We start from the raw sequence: 16923 nt of genomic DNA, 5'->3' as shown, positions 1-16923 counted from the left end.
TTAGCGGCGACGCTGAATAAAATCGCGAATCCGCTCCGCCGCTTCCACACACTCCGCCAAGGGGGCAACCAACGCCATGCGCACACGCCCGGCGCCGGGGTTGAAGCCGTCGACTTCCCGCGACAGGTACGAGCCTGGCACCACAGTGACATGTTCCTCTACGAACAGATCCCGGCAGAAAGCGGCGTCATCACCTTCGACATTCGGCCACAGGTAGAAACCGCCGTCGGGGTTTTGCACGTCCAGTACTGGCTTGAGGATCGCCAGCACCGCATCGAATTTCTCGCGGTACAGATCACGATTGGCCTGCACGTGGGCTTCGTCCTGCCAGGCAGCAATGCTCGCCAGTTGGGTTTGCACCGGCATCGCGCAACCGTGGTAGGTGCGGTACAGCAGGAACGCCTTGAGAATGTCGGCGTCGCCGGCCACAAAACCGGAGCGCAGGCCCGGCAGGTTGGAGCGCTTGGACAGGCTGTGGAACACCACGCAACGCTTGAAGTCCTGGCGACCCAGCTCGACGCAGGCACTCAACAGGCCCGGCGGCGGGGTTTGCTCGTCGAAGTAGAGTTCGCTGTAGCATTCGTCGGCAGCGATCACGAAGTCGTATTCGTCGGCCAGGGCGATGAGTTTTTTCAGGGTGTCGACCGGTATCAACGCGCCGGTCGGGTTGCCGGGGGAGCACAGGAACAGGATCTGGCAGCGTTTCCAGACGTCCGGCGTCACGGCATCGAAATCCGGGTTGAAGCCATTGGCGGCCAGGCACGGCAGGTAATGCGGCTTGGCCCCGGCCAGGAACGCGGCGCCTTCGTAGATCTGGTAGAACGGGTTCGGGCTCACCACCAGCGCATCGTCGCCGCGATTGACCACGGTTTGGGTGAAGGCGAACAGCGCTTCACGCGTGCCGTTGACCGGCAAGATGTTGCGCGCCGGGTCGAGCCAGCCCCTGGGCACATTGAAGCGGCGCTCGCACCAGGCGCCGATGGCCTCGCGCAGCGCGGGAATGCCCAGGGTGGTCGGGTACACGGCCATCTGGTCAAGGTTATTGCTCAGCGCTTCGGCCACGAAGGTCGGGGATTTGTGCTTCGGCTCGCCGATGGACAGCGCGATCGGGCGTTTGTCCGGGTTCGGCGTGACACTGCCCAGCAGGGCGCGCAGTTTTTCGAACGGGTAGGGCTGCAGTTGGTTCAGGGCGTTGTTCATGTAAGCCTCTATCACGGTGAACACAGACTCTGTGGGAGCTGGCTTGCCTGCGATGGGGACGCCGCGGTACACCAGAGACTCCGCAGCGATGCCATCGCAGGCAAGCCAGCTCCCACAGGGATCGTGTTTACAAAGTTAAAAATTCATATAGTCAGGTGCGTCAGTTCGACGTTCGGTTGCTGAGTCACGCTTAATTGCTGCTCGATGGCTTTCTGCAAGCGGCGGCACAGTTCCGGGTCGGACAATGGCTGGTTGTCGGCGTCGGTGATGAAGAACACGTCTTCCACGCGCTCGCCGAGGGTCGCGATCTTGGCATTCTGCAACGACAGGTCGAACTCCAGGAAAATCCCACCGACTCGCGCCAACAGGCCCGGGCGGTCCGGGGCGCTGAGTTCCAGCACAGTTACCGGGCGCTGGGCGTCGTTGGAGATGGTCACCTGTGGGGCAAACGCAAAATGCTTGAGCTGACGCGGCACCCGGCGCTGGATGATGGTCGGGTAGTCGTCAGGGTTGTGCAGGGCCTCGGTCAGGCCTTCGCGGATCTTTTTCACGCGTGCTGGGTTGTCACCAATTGAGTCGCCATCGGTGTCGAGCACGATATAAGTGTCGAGGGTGAACTGGCTGCTGGAGGTGATGACCCGGGCGTCATGGATGTTGAGGTTGAGCTGGTCCATGGCGGCTACCGTCACAGCGAAGAAGTCGTGCTGGTCCGGCGCATAAATGAAGATCTGCGTACCGCCCTCGAATTCGCGCTGGGTGGTCTCCTTGACCAATACCAGCGGGCCGCCATCGGCTGGCTGCTGCAAGATCGCGTCAGTGTGCCAGGCCACGTCGCCAGCGGTGTGGCGCAGGAAGTAATCGTCGCCCAGTTGCGACCACAGTTGTTCGACGTCGTCTGGGTCGTTGCCGCCGCGCACCAATATATCCAGCGCCGCGCTTTGGGTGCGGCGGATCTGCTCTTCGCGGTCCACCGGGTTTTCCAGGCCGCGGCGCAGGGCGCGCTTGGTCTCGGTGTACAGCTGGCGCAACAGGCTGGCGCGCCAGGAGTTCCACAGCGTCGGGTTGGTGGCGTTGATGTCGGAGACGGTCAAGACGTACAGGTAGTCGAGGTGGGTTTCATCGCCGACGATCTGTGCGAAGTCGTGGATCACCTGTGGGTCGGACAGGTCCTTGCGTTGGGCGGTGGTGGACATCACCAAATGGTTCTGCACCAGCCAGACGATCAGGCGGCTGTCCCACAGCGGCAACTGGTGGCGCTGGCAGAACGCCTCGGCATCCACCGCACCGATCTCGGAGTGGTCGCCATGCCGGCCCTTGCCTATGTCGTGGTACAAGCCGGCCAGGTAGATCAGCTCGGGCTTGGGCAACTTGGCCATCAGCTTACTGGCCAAAGGGAATTTCTCTGACACCTGGGTGTACTGCACCTTACGCAGGTGCTTGATCAGGTTCAGGGTGTGCGCATCCACGGTATAAATGTGGAACAGGTCGTGCTGCATTTGCCCGACGATAAAGCCGAACTCCGGCAGGTAGCGCCCGAGGATGCCGTAACGGTTCATGCGCCGCAGGTTGCGGTGGATGCCGATTTTGCACTTGAACAGCTCGATAAACAGGCTGGTGTTGCGGATGTCGTTGCGGAAATCGTCGTCGATCAGGTGACGGTTTTCCCGCAGCAGGCGAATGGTGTCGGCGCGCACGCCTTTTATTTCCGGCTGCTGGGCCATCAGCACGAAGATTTCCAGCATGGCGAACGGCGTGCGGCGAAACACATTGTCGTTGCGCGCTTCGATATAGCCGTCGTGCAGTTGGAAACGCGAGTTGATCGGTTGCGGCGGCGCTTCGTCTTCAGGGGCCAGGATCACCTCTTCGAAGTGCTGGATGATCAGGTCGCTGAGCTGGGCAATGCTCATGACCACCCGGTAATACTGCTGCATGAAGCTTTCGATGCTGGTCTTTGCGTCTTCGCCTTCAAACCCCAGCAGGGTGGCGATGGAGCGCTGATGGTCGAACAGCAGGCGGTCTTCGGAGCGCCCCGCGAGCATGTGCAGGGCGTAGCGCACCTTCCACAGAAAATCCTGGGACGAGGCCAGCAGGGCGTTCTCGCTTTCCACCAGGAAGCCTTCACCGGCCAATGCCCGCAGGTTCAAGGTGCCGTATTGGCGGCGGGCAACCCACAAAATCGTCTGGATATCCCGCAGTCCGCCCGGTGAGCCTTTGACGTTGGGTTCCAGGTTGTATTCGGTGTCGTTGTACTTGTGGTGCCTGGCCTTTTGCTCGGCGCGCTTGGCCAGGAAGAACTCCTTGCTCGGCCACATGTGCGCGGTGCTGGTGACTTCGAGCATGCGCTGGCGCAGGCGCTCGGGGCCGGCGATGGTGCGGCTTTCCATCAGGTTGGTGATCACCGTGAGGTCGGCGCGGGCTTCTTCGGCGCATTCGTCGACCGAGCGTACGCTCTGGCCGACTTCCAGGCCGATGTCCCACAACAGCGTCAGAAAACGCTCGATGGAATCGCGAAAGATCTCATGATCGGCGCTGTCCAGCAGGATCAGCAGGTCGATGTCGGAGTAGGGGTGCAGTTCGCCACGCCCGTAGCCGCCGACCGCCACCAGGGCGATGTCGGCGTCTTCGCTCCAGCTGAACTGCTCCCAAGCCTTTTGCAGGATGTTATCGACAAACCAGGCGCGGTCTTCGATCAACCGACGGATGTCCCGGCCGCTGCGAAAGCGCGCATCGAGCACCTCGCGGGCCTGGCGAATAGCTTTCTTGAACGCGGCGATGGGGCTCGCCTTCAGGGCCAGTTCGGCCTGGAACTGGCCACGGTCGAAGAGTTCGGGATCCACCTGGGGCATCGATCGGCTTTCCTTTCTATCAAACAGTCAGTCACAACACAGTGGGGGAAAACCTGAGCAACCGTTACGCCGAAGCAGCACCTGAAGTGCGCGGGATTGTGTCGTCGGCGCGCAGGGTGAAGATTTCATAGCCGGTTTCGGTGACCAGCAGGGTGTGTTCCCACTGGGCCGAGAGCTTGCGGTCCTTGGTGATGGCGGTCCAGCCGTCGCCCAGCACTTTGGTATCGGCCTTGCCCTGATTGATCATCGGCTCGATGGTGAAGGTCATGCCTGCCTTGAGTTCCATGCCAGTGCCGGCGCGGCCGTAGTGCAGGATCTGTGGCTCTTCGTGGAACACGGTGCCGATACCGTGGCCGCAGAATTCGCGCACCACCGAGAAGCCGTTCTTTTCAGCGTGCTTCTGGATCACTTCGCCGATGTCGCCCAGGCGGCAACCCGGTTTGACGATTTCGATGGCCTTGTACATGCATTCCTGGGTCACCTGGGACAGGCGCTCGGCCCAGACCGGCACGGTGCCGACGTGGAACATGCGGCTGGTGTCGCCGAAGTAGCGGTCCTTGATCACGGTAACGTCGATGTTCAGGGTGTCGCCGTCCTTCAACGGTTTGTCACCGGGAATCCCGTGGCAGACCACGTGGTTGACCGAGGTGCAGATCGACTTGGGGAAGCCTTTGTAGTTCAACGGCGCAGGGATAGCACCCTGCACGTTGACGATATAGTCATGGCAGATTTGGTTGAGGGTCTCGGTGGTAACGCCGGGCTTGACGTGCTCGGCGATCATTTCCAGCACGTCGGCAGCCAGTTTGCCGGCGATGCGCATGCCGGCGATGTCTTCGGCGGTTTTCAAACTAACGGTCATACAGGCTCTCTCTAGCGCGACGCGCTGAAATCAATACGGTTTACGGGCGTGCGACAAGAGGTTACAGAATTCGCACAAGCCACAAAAAACGCGATTCTAACAGACGATGGCGTCAAATCATGAGCCTCTGATGATCGCTTCTTTCTATAAGGTAGGGCGATGTTGGCTCTATTCAAGGGGTTACACGAAAGCGACCGGCGGCAAATGTGATTGCGTGTTCCGTTTTTGCCGATGCTGTGGTATAAAATGCGCCGCTTTCAGGGGATGCCCCGCAGAGCTTAAATCCACACACGTGTCGACACGATGACCTGGGTGCCGGAGGCTTTGAAGCCGCTGGTTGGTCATTGGGATACGTGGAGGCCAAACCCGACTTATTAAGGAACTATCATGTCCCAAGTCAACATGCGCGATATGCTGAAGGCCGGTGTGCACTTCGGTCACCAGACCCGTTACTGGAACCCGAAAATGGGTAAATACATTTTCGGCGCGCGTAACAAGATCCACATTATCAACCTTGAAAAAACCCTGCCTATGTTCAACGAAGCTTTGACTTTCGTAGAGCGCCTGGCTCAGGGCAAAAACAAGATTCTGTTCGTCGGCACCAAGCGTTCCGCTGGCAAGATCGTTGCTGAAGAAGCAGCACGTTGCGGTTCGCCGTACGTCGATCACCGCTGGTTGGGCGGCATGCTCACCAACTTCAAAACCATCCGTGCTTCCATCAAGCGTCTGCGTGACCTTGAAGTGCAAGCCGAAGACGGTACTTTCGCCAAGCTGACCAAGAAAGAGGCGCTGATGCGCACTCGCGACCTGGAAAAGCTCGATCGTTCCCTGGGTGGTATCAAGGACATGGGCGGTCTGCCTGACGCACTGTTCGTTATCGACGTTGATCACGAGCGCATCGCGATCACCGAAGCCAACAAGCTGGGCATCCCTGTTATCGGCGTAGTCGATACCAACAGCAGCCCGGAAGGCGTTGACTACATCATCCCAGGCAACGATGACGCAATCCGCGCTATCCAGCTGTACATGGGTTCGATGGCTGACGCTGTAATCCGTGGTCGCAACCACGTTGCTGGTGGTGCCGAGCAGTTCGTTGAAGAAGCTCCGGTAGCCGCAGCTGAGTAATTGACGCCCTGGCGTTGACTCAGTAAGCAAAAAGGGGGCTTGGCCCCCTTTTTGCCACCTCGAAAACCATTTGTCGGCGCCCATTTGTGGCAGCGCAACCTAGCGACTGTAACGTGCAGCGGCCTACAAGGGTGATTCGGGAAGAATTGATCGCCCGTTTGATCGGGTGGAATGGTTGAAAACCTATCCAAGAGGATTTTGAAATGGCAGAGATTACTGCAGCGTTGGTTAAAGAACTGCGTGAGCGTACCGGCGAAGGCATGATGGATTGCAAAAAGGCCTTGACCAAGGCCGGCGGCGACATCGAAAAAGCCATCGACGACATGCGTGCCTCGGGCGCCATCAAGGCTGCCAAGAAAGCCGGCAACGTGGCTGCCGAAGGCGCTATCGCTCTGGTTGAAGACGGTAAAGCCGCCGTTCTGCTGGAAGTGAACTCGCAGACCGACTTCCTCGCTCTGCAAGACGACTTCAAGGCATTCGTTGCTGCCAGCGTCCAGAAAGCATTCGACGACAAGCTGACCACCGTTGAGCCGCTGATCGAAGCTCAAGAAGCTGCTCGCCTGGTACTGGTCGGCAAGGTTGGCGAAAACGTCAACATCCGTCGCCTGGTTCGCGTTGAAGGTGATGTTGTGGGTGGTTACCTGCACGGCAACAAAATCGGCGTAGCTGTTGTCCTGAAAGGCGGCAACGTTGAACTGGCCAAAGACATCGCTATGCACGTAGCGGCCAGCAACCCTGAATTCCTGCTGCCATCGGAAGTGTCCGCTGACGCCATCGAACGCGAAAAAGCCGTGTTCCTGAGCCTCAACGCTGACAAGATCGCCGGCAAGCCAGAAAACATCGTTGAAAACATGATCAAAGGCCGTATCAGCAAGTTCCTGGCTGAAGCGAGCCTGGTTGAGCAGGCGTTCGTCAAGAACCCTGAAATCAAGGTTGGCGAACTGGCTAAGAAAGCCGGTGCTGAAATCGTTTCCTTCACCTACTTTAAAGTAGGCGAAGGCATCGAGAAGCCGGTCGACAACTTCGCTGAAGAAGTTGCTGCCCAGCTGGCTGCCGCCAAGCAATAAGACAGTTTTCAACTGTCGCCCGAAAGAGGCTGCCCGCTCACGCGCGCAGCCTCTTTTCAAATGGGAAGGCCGATTTTAATTGGCATCCCTTCGGAACTGGCTTACAAAGCCGTGTTCCGGTGGCGCTGTAGCAGCGTCCAGCTAGAGTGAACGCAAGCCGTAAACGGCTCGCCAAGAATTTTTGAAAATACGCCGCAGGAGAGATTCGCAATGGCTCAGCAGGGCAGTGGTTATCAGGCTCGCTATAAACGCATTCTACTCAAGCTTAGCGGCGAGGCCCTCATGGGCTCGGAAGAGTTCGGGATCGATCCCAAAGTGCTCGACCGCATGGCGCTGGAAGTCGGCCAACTGGTCGGTATCGGCGTTCAGGTCGGCCTGGTGATCGGCGGCGGTAACCTGTTCCGCGGCGCGGCACTGAGTGCGGCCGGCATGGATCGGGTCACAGGCGACCACATGGGCATGCTGGCCACTGTGATGAACGCCTTGGCCATGCGCGACGCCCTGGAGCGCGCCAATATCTCGGCTATCGTGATGTCGGCCATTTCCATGGTCGGCGTGACCGATCACTATGACCGCCGCAAAGCCATGCGCCACCTGAACGCCAAGGAAGTGGTGATCTTCGCCGCTGGCACAGGTAACCCGTTCTTCACCACCGACTCGGCAGCGTGCCTGCGCGCCATCGAGATCGATGCTGACGTGGTGCTCAAGGCGACCAAGGTAGACGGCGTGTACACCGCAGATCCATTCAAAGACCCGCATGCCGAGAAGTTCGATCATCTGACCTACGATGAGGTGCTGGATCGCAAATTGGGCGTGATGGACCTGACTGCTATTTGCCTGTGCCGCGACCACAAGATGCCACTACGCGTATTTAACATGAACAAACCCGGTGCCCTGCTGAATATCGTACACGGCGGCGCAGAAGGGACTCTGATCGAGGAAGGCCAACAATGATCAACGAAATTAAAAAAGACGCTCAAGAGCGTATGCAGAAATCCCTGGACTCCCTGAACCATGCATTTGGTCAGATTCGTACAGGCAAGGCTCACCCAAGCATTCTGGGCAGCGTGATGGTGCCGTATTACGGCGCAGATACCTCCATCACCCAAGTGGCCAACATCACCGTAAAAGACTCGCGCACCCTGCAAGTCGTCGCCTTTGAGCGCAACATGCTCGGCGCCGTCGACAAGGCTATCCAGAGCGCCGGTCTGAACCTCAACCCGACCAACCTGGGCGAGTTGCTGCTGATTTCCATGCCAGCCCTGACTGAAGAAACCCGCAAGGGCTTCACCAAGCAGGCGCGCAGCGCAGCTGAAGATGCGCGGGTTGCCGTGCGCAACATTCGTCGTGATGCCTTGGGTGATCTGAAGAAATTGGTCAAGGACAAGGAAATCAGCGAAGACGAAGAGCGCCGTGCCGTTGCTGATATCGACAAACTGACCAAAGATGCCGAGGCCCAGATCACCAAGGCCACGGAAGAAAAAGAAAAGGACCTGATGGCCGTATAAGGGGTCAGGACGCCTTCATGGAAAAGACCAAGCAGACTGTACCCTCCGTGGTGCCGCGCCATGTCGCGATCATCATGGATGGGAATAATCGCTGGGCGAAAAAGCGCTTTATGCCGGGTGTCGCCGGGCATAAAGCGGGTGTCGATGCGGTAAGGGCTGTGATTGAAGTGTGTGCCGAGGCCAAGGTCGAAGTGTTGACTTTGTTCGCCTTCTCCAGTGAGAACTGGCAGCGGCCCGCCGAAGAAGTCAGTGCCTTGATGGACCTGTTCTTCAAGGCCTTGCGTCGTGAGGCCAAGCGCCTCAACGACAACAACATCAGCCTGCGTATCATTGGTGATCGCTCGCGCTTCCATCCGGAACTGCAAGCCGCCATGCGCGAAGCCGAGGCCATTACCGCTGGCGCCGAGCGTTTTGTGCTGCAGATCGCAGCCAATTACGGTGGCCAGTGGGATATCGCCCAGGCCGCGCAACGGCTGGCCCGCGAAGTGCAGGCCGGCCATCTGCGTCCCGACGACATTACGCCCGAACTGTTGCAAACCTGCCTGGTCACCGGCGACCTGCCGTTGCCTGACTTGTGCATCCGTACCGGTGGTGAGCACCGCATCAGCAATTTCCTGTTGTGGCAGTTGGCCTATACCGAGCTGTACTTCTCCGACCTGTTCTGGCCGGACTTCAAACACGATGCCATGCGTAAAGCACTGGCCGATTTCGCTTCCCGTCAGCGTCGCTTCGGTAAAACGAGCGAGCAGATCGAAGCTGGAGCCCGGGTTTAAATGCTTAAACAACGAATCATCACAGCACTGATCCTGTTGCCGATTGCCTTGTGTGGGTTTTTCCTGCTCGAGGGTTCCGGCTTTGCGCTGTTTATCGGCCTAGTCGTCACCCTGGGTGCCTGGGAGTGGGCGCGCCTGGCGGGTTTCAGCGCGCAATTGCCGCGTGTGGTGTATGCCACTGTCGTGGCTGCCCTGGCGTTTCTCTTGTACATCCTGCCGGACCTTGCGCCTTGGGTGTTGGGGGCGGCAGTGTTGTGGTGGGCACTGGCGACGTTCCTGGTGTTGACCTATCCGCGTACCAGTGGCCAATGGTCCACCGTTGCCTGCAAGTTGGTGATTGGTTTGTTGATCCTCTTGCCTGCGTGGCAAGGGCTGGTGGAAATCAAGCGTTACCCAATGGGTAACTGGTTGATTCTGGCCGTGATGGTGCTGGTCTGGGGCGCTGATATCGGTGCCTACTTTTCCGGCCGGGCCTTCGGCAAGCGCAAGCTGGCGCCGGCGGTCAGTCCGGGCAAGAGCTGGGAAGGCGTTTACGGCGGCCTGGCACTAACGCTGGTGATCACGCTGGTAGTGGGTGTCGTGCGTGGCTGGTCGGTGAAGGAAATCTTCCTGGCGCTGTTGGCCACGGCCATCGTGGTGTTCATTTCGGTGGTGGGTGACCTCACTGAAAGCATGTTTAAGCGCCAGGCCGGGATCAAGGACAGTAGCAACCTGCTGCCGGGCCATGGCGGCGTGCTGGACCGCATCGACAGCTTGACCGCGGCCATTCCGATCTTCGCCGTGCTGTTGTGGATGACGGCTTCGTGAGCCGCCTGCAACAAATAACCGTGCTGGGTGCGACGGGGTCGGTAGGGCTGAGTACCCTTGACGTGATTGCGCGTCATCCTGATCGCTATCAGGTCTTCGCCCTCACCGGGTTTACCCGCTTGAGCGAGCTGCTGGCTTTGTGCGTGCGTCATTCGCCGCGCTTTGCCGTGGTGCCTGAAGCGGCCGCGGCTCGTGGCCTGCAGGATGATCTGCGGGCTGCCGGGCTTGCCACTCAGGTGTTGGTCGGGGAGGAGGGGTTGTGCCAGGTCTCGGCCGACGCTGACGTGGATACCGTGGTTGCCGCTATTGTCGGTGCGGCCGGTTTGCGTCCGACCCTGGCTGCTGTCGATGCCGGCAAGAAGATCCTGCTGGCCAATAAAGAAGCGCTGGTGATGTCTGGTGCACTCTTTATGCAGGCGGTGCGCAAAAGCGGCGCCGTGTTGCTGCCCCTCGATAGCGAGCACAATGCGATTTTCCAATGCATGCCGGGTGACTACGCCCGGGGCTTGAGTCAGGTTGGCGTGCGTCGGATTCTGCTGACGGCGTCTGGTGGTCCTTTCCGGCAAACTCCGTTGGCTGAGTTGGAAGATGTGTCGCCTGACCAGGCGTGCGCTCATCCGAACTGGTCCATGGGGCGCAAGATCTCGGTTGATTCGGCGAGCATGATGAACAAGGGTCTTGAGTTGATCGAGGCGTGCTGGCTGTTCGATGCGCGCCCGGATCAGGTCGAGGTGGTGATTCACCCGCAAAGTGTGATTCATTCGCTGGTTGATTACGTGGACGGTTCGGTATTGGCGCAGTTGGGCAATCCCGATATGCGCACGCCCATCGCCAATGCCTTGGCCTGGCCGGAGCGGATTGACTCCGGTGTGGCGCCGTTGGACCTGTTTGCCGTGGCCCGTCTGGACTTCGAGGCGCCGGACGAGCAGCGCTTTCCTTGCCTGCGCCTGGCGCGGCAAGCTGCCGAAGCGGGTAACAGCGCGCCGGCGATGCTGAATGCCGCGAATGAAGTGGCTGTGGCAGCGTTTCTCGAACGGCGCATCCGCTTTCCGCAGATCGCGAGTATCATCGAGGGCGTCCTAGCGCTTGAACCTGTAGTGGCGGTGAATGATCTGGGGGCGGTATTCGAGGCTGATGCCAAGGCTCGAGCCCTGGCTGAGCAATGGTTGAGCCGGAACGCGCGTTAGTCTTTGGGCGGGTTTGAGCCTTTAGGCACTGGATTGGAATGCGGAGAAATTAGATGAGTGCGCTTTACATGATCGTCGGCACCCTGGTTGCTCTGGGTGTGCTGGTTACCTTCCACGAATTCGGCCATTTCTGGGTCGCGCGTCGTTGCGGCGTCAAGGTACTGCGCTTTTCCGTCGGTTTCGGCATGCCGCTGTTGCGCTGGCGTGACCGCCAAGGCACCGAATTCGTGATTGCCGCCATCCCGCTGGGTGGCTACGTCAAGATGCTCGATGAGCGCGAAGGCGAAGTGCCGGCAGATCAGTTGGACCAATCCTTCAATCGCAAGACCGTTCGTCAGCGTATCGCCATTGTTGCCGCTGGCCCGATCGCCAACTTCCTGTTGGCGATGGTGTTCTTCTGGGTCCTCGCCATGCTGGGCAGCCAGCAGGTGCGTCCGGTCATCGGTGCGGTCGAGTCGGACAGTATTGCCGCTAAAGCCGGCCTGGTTGCCGGGCAAGAAATTGTTTCCATTGATGGCGAGCCCACCACAGGTTGGGGTGCGGTCAATCTGCAGTTGGTGCGCCGCCTGGGCGAAAGCGGCATCGTCAATGTGGTGGTGCGTGAGCAGGACTCGACTACCGAAACCCCGCGTGATCTGACCCTCGACCACTGGCTCAAGGGCGCTGATGAACCTGATCCGATCAAGTCCCTGGGCATACGTCCATGGCGTCCGGCCTTGCCGCCAGTCCTGGCGGAGCTCGATCCGAAAGGTCCGGCCCAGGCCGCTGGCCTGAAAACAGGCGATCGGCTGTTGGCCCTCGATGGACAGGCGCTGGGCGACTGGCAGCAAGTAGTCGACCTGGTTCGTGTACGTCCTGATACTAAAATTCTGCTGAAAGTTGAGCGCGACGGTGCTCAAATCGACGTCCCTGTGACCTTGTCTGTTCGCGGGGAAGCCAAGGCGGCCGGGGGTTACCTCGGTGCCGGAGTCAAAGGTGTCGACTGGCCGCCATCGATGGTGCGTGAGGTCAGCTTCGGGCCGTTGGCAGCAATTGGCGAGGGTGCAAAACGCACTTGGACCATGAGTGTGCTGACCCTGGAATCCCTCAAGAAAATGTTGTTCGGCGAGCTCTCGGTAAAAAACTTGAGTGGACCGATAACCATTGCTAAAGTGGCGGGCGCTTCTGCCCAGTCGGGTGTCGCGGATTTCCTGAATTTCCTGGCTTATCTGAGTATTAGCCTGGGTGTTCTGAATTTGTTGCCCATTCCAGTATTGGATGGGGGGCATCTGTTGTTTTATCTGGTCGAGTGGGTGCGTGGTCGCCCCTTGTCGGATCGGGTGCAGGGTTGGGGGATACAGATCGGTATCAGTTTGGTGGTCGGGGTGATGTTATTAGCCTTGGTCAACGATCTGGGTCGACTGTAACGCTTCGCTGAATTGCGAATCTGCCGCATTTTGCGGCAGTTTGTTTATTGCCAGTTGGAATAAGAAAGGACTTCATGAAACGTCTGCTGCTAACTGCGGTTCTCACCGTATTGATGATCGCCGAAGTTCACGCCGAGTCCTTCACCATCTCCGATATTCGCGTCAACGGCCTCCAGCGGGTTTCCGCCGGTAGCGTCTTTGGTGCGTTACCGTTGAACGTCGGTGAACAGGCTGATGACCGTCGCCTGGTGGAGTCCACTCGTGCGCTGTTCAAAACCGGTTTCTTTCAAGACATCCAACTGGGGCGTGAAGGCAACGTCCTGGTCATCACCGTTGTCGAGCGACCTTCCGTCGCCAGTATCGAGATCGAAGGCAACAAGGCGATCTCTACTGAAGACTTGATGAAAGGTCTGAAGCAATCCGGCCTGGCCGAAGGCGAGATCTTCCAACGCGCCACCCTTGAAGGTGTGCGTAACGAGCTGCAACGCCAGTACGTTGCCCAAGGCCGCTACTCCGCCACCGTGGAAACGGAAGTGGTGCCGCAGCCGCGTAACCGTGTGGGCCTCAAGGTCAACATCAACGAAGGCACCGTGGCGGCGATCCAGCACATCAACGTGGTGGGTAATACCAAGTTCGCTGATGAAGACCTGATCGACCTGTTCGAGCTCAAGACCACCAACTGGCTGTCGTTCTTCAAGAACGATGACAAGTACGCCCGCGAGAAACTGTCTGGTGACTTGGAACGCCTGCGTTCCTACTACCTGGACCGTGGCTATATCAACATGGATATCGCCTCGACCCAGGTCTCCATCACCCCGGACAAGAAACACGTCTACATCACAGTCAACGTCAACGAAGGCGAGAAGTACAAGGTTCGTGATGTCAAGCTGAGCGGCGACCTGAAAGTGCCTGAAGACCAGGTCAAGGCGCTGCTGCTGGTGCAGAAAGACCAGGTGTTCTCCCGCAAGCTGATGACCACCACGTCAGAACTGATCACTCGCCGCCTGGGTAACGAAGGCTATACCTTCGCCAACGTCAACGGCGTGCCGACTCCGCATGATGATGACCACACCGTGGACATCACTTTCGTCGTCGATCCCGGCAAACGTGCCTACGTGAACCGCATCAACTTCCGTGGCAACACCAAGTCAGCGGACGAAGTGCTGCGTCGTGAAATGCGTCAGATGGAAGGTGGCTGGGCGTCGACTTACCTGATCGACCAGTCCAAGACCCGTCTTGAACGCCTGGGCTTCTTCAAGGAAGTCAACGTCGAAACCCCGGCCGTACCGGGTGTTGATGACCAGGTTGACGTGAACTACGCCGTGGAAGAACAAGCCTCGGGCTCGATCACCGCCAGTGTCGGCTTCGCACAAAGTGCCGGTCTGATCCTTGGTGGCTCCATCACCCAGAACAACTTCCTGGGTACCGGTAACCGCGTGTCTATCGGCCTGACCCGAAGCGAATACCAGAGCCGATATAACTTCGGTTATACCGACCCCTACTGGACTGCTGATGGTGTGAGCCTGGGCTACAACGCCTTCTACCGCACCACCGACTACAAAGACCTCGACGTTGACGTTGCAAGCTATGCGATCGACAGCCTCGGTGCCGGTGTCAACGTTGGTTACCCGATCAGCGAGACGTCGCGCCTGACCTTCGGCCTGACTGCGCAACAGGATGAGATCAAGACCGGTGTCTACACCGTGGATGAAATCTTTGACTTCACCCGTCGTGAAGGTGACAAGTTCCTGAACTTCAAGGCATCTGCTGGCTGGTCCGAGTCGACCCTGAACAAAGGGGTGCTGGCAACCCGTGGCCATTCCCAGAGCCTGACTGCGGAAGTCACCACGCCGGGCAGCGACCTGTCGTTCTTCAAGCTCGACTACCGTGGCCAACTGTTCACGCCGTTGAGCGACAACTACACCATGCGCCTGCACACTGAATTGGGTTATGGCGATGGTTATGGTTCCACCAACGGTCTACCTTTCTACGAGAACTACTACGCGGGTGGCTTCAACTCCGTACGTGGTTTCAAAGACAGCACCCTGGGTCCACGTGGTACCCCAAGCCGTGGTGTTGGTGTAACCGGTAACCAAGGCACTGTGGCTGACTCCGACAACGATCCGCTGCCGTTCGGTGGTAACGTGCTGATCCAGGGTGGTGCCGAGATCCTGTTCCCGCTGCCGTTCGTCAAGGATCAGCGTTCCCTGCGGACCTCGGTCTTCTGGGACGTGGGTAACGTGTTCGACTCCAAGTGCGAGCAGATTCGTAACCCGAGCGGCTTGAAGTCCAACACCCAGTGCAACGATGTGAGCCTCAGTAACTTGGCGAGCTCCGTGGGCTTGGGTGTGACCTGGGTGACTGCGCTGGGCCCGTTGAGCTTCGCGCTGGCCATGCCGATCAAGAAACCGGATAACGCTGAAACCCAGATTTTCCAATTCTCCCTCGGCCAGACGTTCTAAGCGTCTGACCTAAGATAACGACAACGGATTCTGTAGGAGTACATCGTGCGTAAGTTGACTCAATTGGTTTTGCTGGCCACTGTGCTGGTAACCACCCCGGCCTTCGCCGAAATGAAAATCGCCGTCCTGAACTATCAGATGGCGCTGTTGGAATCCGACGCGGCCAAGCGTTATGCCGTGGATGCCGAGAAGAAATTCGGTCCGCAACTGACCAAACTCAAGACCCTGGAAAGCAGCGCCAAGGGCATCCAGGATCGTCTGGTAGCCGGTGGCGACAAGATGCAGCAAGGCGAGCGCGAGCGTCTGGAGCTTGAATTCAAGCAAAAGGCCCGTGACTACCAGTTCCAGTCCAAGGAGCTGAACGAAGCCAAAGCGGTTGCTGACCGTGAAATGCTGAAACAGCTGAAGCCGAAACTCGACAGCGCCGTGGAAGAAGTCATCAAGAAAGGTGCCTTTGACCTGGTGTTCGAGCGTGGCGCGGTTATCGACGTCAAGCCTCAATATGACATCACCCGCCAGGTGATCGAGCGCATGAACCAGCTGAAGTAAGCCATGACCGCGACTATCAAGCTCGGCGAGTTGGCCGAGTTCCTGGGGGCCACCTTAAATGGCTCCCCGGAGAAAGAAATCACTGGGCTAGCCACCTTGCAGGAGGCTGGCCCAGCTCAGTTGAGCTTCCTCGCAAACCCTCAATACCGTAAATACCTGGTCGAGAGCCAAGCCGCCGCCGTGTTGCTGAAAGCTGCTGACGCCGAAGGGTTTGCCGGGGACTCGCTGGTGGTGCCCGACCCGTACCTCGCTTATGCCCGGGTGTCGCACCTGTTCGATCCGAAACCAAGGGCCGCAGCCGGTATTCATTCGTCTGCGGTCATCGCCGATGATGCTCAGGTTGATCCTGCGGCCAGCATTGGCGCCTTTGCGGTGATCGAGAGCGGTGCGCGCATTGCAGCAGGTGTGACCATTGGTGCCCATTGCTTTATCGGCGCGCGCTGCGAGATCGGCGCTGACGGTTGGCTCGCACCGCGCGTAACCCTGTACCACGATGTGCGTATCGGTGAGCGTGTGGTCATCCAATCGGGTGCGGTGATCGGGGGGGAAGGCTTCGGCTTCGCCAACGCCAAGGGTATCTGGAACAAGATTGCCCAGGTCGGCGGCGTATTGATCGGCGACGACGTGGAAATTGGCGTCAACACTGCTGTTGATCGCGGGGCCCTGGCCGATACCGTGATCGGCAACGGCGTGAAGCTCGACAACCAGATTCAGATCGCCCACAACGTGCAGATTGGTGATCACACTGCCATGGCAGCGTGTGTGGGCATTTCCGGCAGCACCAGGATCGGCAAGCATTGCATGCTCGCCGGTGGCGTAGGGCTGGTGGGGCATATCGATATTTGCGACAACGTCTTCATCACCGGCATGACCATGGTTACCCACTCGATTACCGAGCCAGGGGCCTACTCATCCGGTACCGCCATGCAGCCTGCGGCTGAATGGCGCAAGAGCGCAGCACGGTTGAGGCAGCTCGACGACATGGCTCGACGTCTCAAACAGCTGGAAAAGCGTGTTGGGGACGTGACCCCTGGCGGTAATGCTTCATCAGAAGGCTGATACCATTTCCATATCAAGTGTGCACAGCCGCTAGACTGCCTCCTTGATTTGCTAGCGGGGCGTGCGTTTAGTTCG

The 16923-nt window shown here is 58.8% G+C and carries 14 protein-coding genes; 11 read left to right on the top strand and 3 right to left on the bottom strand.

Features of this window, described 5'->3' with window-relative positions:
• The 3 genes from dapC to map form a co-directional block, all read right to left on the bottom strand.
• Complete coding sequence (gene dapC / locus AACY36_RS00330) at positions 1-1200, bottom strand: succinyldiaminopimelate transaminase (protein WP_339435887.1); 1200 nt, start codon at positions 1198-1200, stop codon at positions 1-3.
• A gap of 143 nt (positions 1201-1343) precedes the next feature.
• Positions 1344-4046: a [protein-PII] uridylyltransferase gene (locus AACY36_RS00325; protein WP_339496672.1), complete on the bottom strand. Its 2703-nt coding sequence runs from the start codon at positions 4044-4046 to the stop codon at positions 1344-1346.
• A 64-nt stretch (positions 4047-4110) separates the two neighbouring features.
• Positions 4111-4905, bottom strand: a complete 795-nt coding sequence (gene map / locus AACY36_RS00320; protein WP_065872446.1) for a type I methionyl aminopeptidase — start codon at positions 4903-4905, stop codon at positions 4111-4113.
• Positions 4906-5292: 387 nt separating this feature from the next.
• Here map and rpsB point away from each other — a divergent pair, with 387 nt between their 5' ends.
• The 11 genes from rpsB (at position 5293) to lpxD (ending at position 16848) form a co-directional block, all read left to right on the top strand.
• Positions 5293-6030, top strand: a complete 738-nt coding sequence (gene rpsB, locus AACY36_RS00315) for a 30S ribosomal protein S2 (protein WP_049709669.1) — start codon at positions 5293-5295, stop codon at positions 6028-6030.
• A gap of 203 nt (positions 6031-6233) precedes the next feature.
• Entirely contained in the window at positions 6234-7097 is an 864-nt protein-coding gene (gene tsf, locus AACY36_RS00310; protein WP_314563261.1) for a translation elongation factor Ts, read from the top strand.
• Between the two features lie 210 nt (positions 7098-7307).
• On the top strand, positions 7308-8051 hold the full coding sequence (gene pyrH / locus AACY36_RS00305) for a UMP kinase (RefSeq protein ID WP_003172271.1): 744 nt from the start codon (positions 7308-7310) through the stop codon (positions 8049-8051).
• Positions 8048-8605 (top strand): ribosome recycling factor, encoded by a 558-nt coding sequence (gene frr / locus AACY36_RS00300; protein ID WP_049709667.1) that lies wholly within the window; start codon positions 8048-8050, stop codon positions 8603-8605. The genes pyrH and frr overlap by 4 nt, the downstream gene beginning before the upstream one ends.
• A gap of 17 nt (positions 8606-8622) precedes the next feature.
• Positions 8623-9378 carry a polyprenyl diphosphate synthase gene (gene uppS, locus AACY36_RS00295; protein WP_339418149.1) on the top strand — a complete coding sequence of 252 codons (756 nt, stop codon included), beginning with the start codon at positions 8623-8625 and terminating at the stop codon, positions 9376-9378.
• Complete coding sequence (locus AACY36_RS00290) at positions 9379-10185, top strand: phosphatidate cytidylyltransferase (RefSeq protein WP_339418148.1); 807 nt, start codon at positions 9379-9381, stop codon at positions 10183-10185.
• Positions 10182-11372, top strand: coding sequence for a 1-deoxy-D-xylulose-5-phosphate reductoisomerase (gene ispC, locus AACY36_RS00285; RefSeq protein ID WP_339418147.1), 1191 nt, complete (start codon positions 10182-10184; stop codon positions 11370-11372). The genes AACY36_RS00290 and ispC overlap by 4 nt, the downstream gene beginning before the upstream one ends.
• Before the next feature lie 53 nt (positions 11373-11425).
• A complete protein-coding gene (gene rseP / locus AACY36_RS00280) occupies positions 11426-12778 on the top strand; it encodes a sigma E protease regulator RseP (protein WP_339427100.1) in 1353 nt (450 codons plus the stop codon).
• Positions 12779-12852: 74 nt separating this feature from the next.
• Positions 12853-15240, top strand: a complete 2388-nt coding sequence (gene bamA / locus AACY36_RS00275) for an outer membrane protein assembly factor BamA (RefSeq protein ID WP_339418143.1) — start codon at positions 12853-12855, stop codon at positions 15238-15240.
• A gap of 45 nt (positions 15241-15285) precedes the next feature.
• Positions 15286-15789 carry an OmpH family outer membrane protein gene (locus AACY36_RS00270; protein ID WP_003189173.1) on the top strand — a complete coding sequence of 168 codons (504 nt, stop codon included), beginning with the start codon at positions 15286-15288 and terminating at the stop codon, positions 15787-15789.
• A gap of 3 nt (positions 15790-15792) precedes the next feature.
• Entirely contained in the window at positions 15793-16848 is a 1056-nt protein-coding gene (gene lpxD, locus AACY36_RS00265; protein ID WP_339418141.1) for a UDP-3-O-(3-hydroxymyristoyl)glucosamine N-acyltransferase, read from the top strand.
• The last annotated feature ends 75 nt before the right edge of the window (positions 16849-16923 follow it).

It is taken from the genome of Pseudomonas sp. EA_15y_Pfl1_P101 (assembly GCF_963970835.1).
In the GTDB taxonomy this organism is placed as follows: Bacteria; Pseudomonadota; Gammaproteobacteria; order Pseudomonadales; family Pseudomonadaceae; genus Aquipseudomonas; species Aquipseudomonas tritici.
The sequence above is the reverse complement of the archived record's forward strand: the minus strand, read 5'-3'. Positions and strand labels throughout refer to the sequence as shown.

Coding starts and splice junctions, on each gene's coding strand:
- dapC (WP_339435887.1), bottom strand. CDS start 1,200: ATGAACAACGCCCTGAACCAACTGCAGCCCTACCCGTTCGAAAAACTG.
- map (WP_065872446.1), bottom strand. CDS start 4,905: ATGACCGTTAGTTTGAAAACCGCCGAAGACATCGCCGGCATGCGCATC.
- AACY36_RS00325 (WP_339496672.1), bottom strand. CDS start 4,046: ATGCCCCAGGTGGATCCCGAACTCTTCGACCGTGGCCAGTTCCAGGCC.
- rseP (WP_339427100.1), top strand. CDS start 11,426: ATGAGTGCGCTTTACATGATCGTCGGCACCCTGGTTGCTCTGGGTGTG.
- lpxD (WP_339418141.1), top strand. CDS start 15,793: ATGACCGCGACTATCAAGCTCGGCGAGTTGGCCGAGTTCCTGGGGGCC.
- pyrH (WP_003172271.1), top strand. CDS start 7,308: ATGGCTCAGCAGGGCAGTGGTTATCAGGCTCGCTATAAACGCATTCTA.
- tsf (WP_314563261.1), top strand. CDS start 6,234: ATGGCAGAGATTACTGCAGCGTTGGTTAAAGAACTGCGTGAGCGTACC.
- frr (WP_049709667.1), top strand. CDS start 8,048: ATGATCAACGAAATTAAAAAAGACGCTCAAGAGCGTATGCAGAAATCC.
- uppS (WP_339418149.1), top strand. CDS start 8,623: ATGGAAAAGACCAAGCAGACTGTACCCTCCGTGGTGCCGCGCCATGTC.
- AACY36_RS00290 (WP_339418148.1), top strand. CDS start 9,379: ATGCTTAAACAACGAATCATCACAGCACTGATCCTGTTGCCGATTGCC.
- bamA (WP_339418143.1), top strand. CDS start 12,853: ATGAAACGTCTGCTGCTAACTGCGGTTCTCACCGTATTGATGATCGCC.
- rpsB (WP_049709669.1), top strand. CDS start 5,293: ATGTCCCAAGTCAACATGCGCGATATGCTGAAGGCCGGTGTGCACTTC.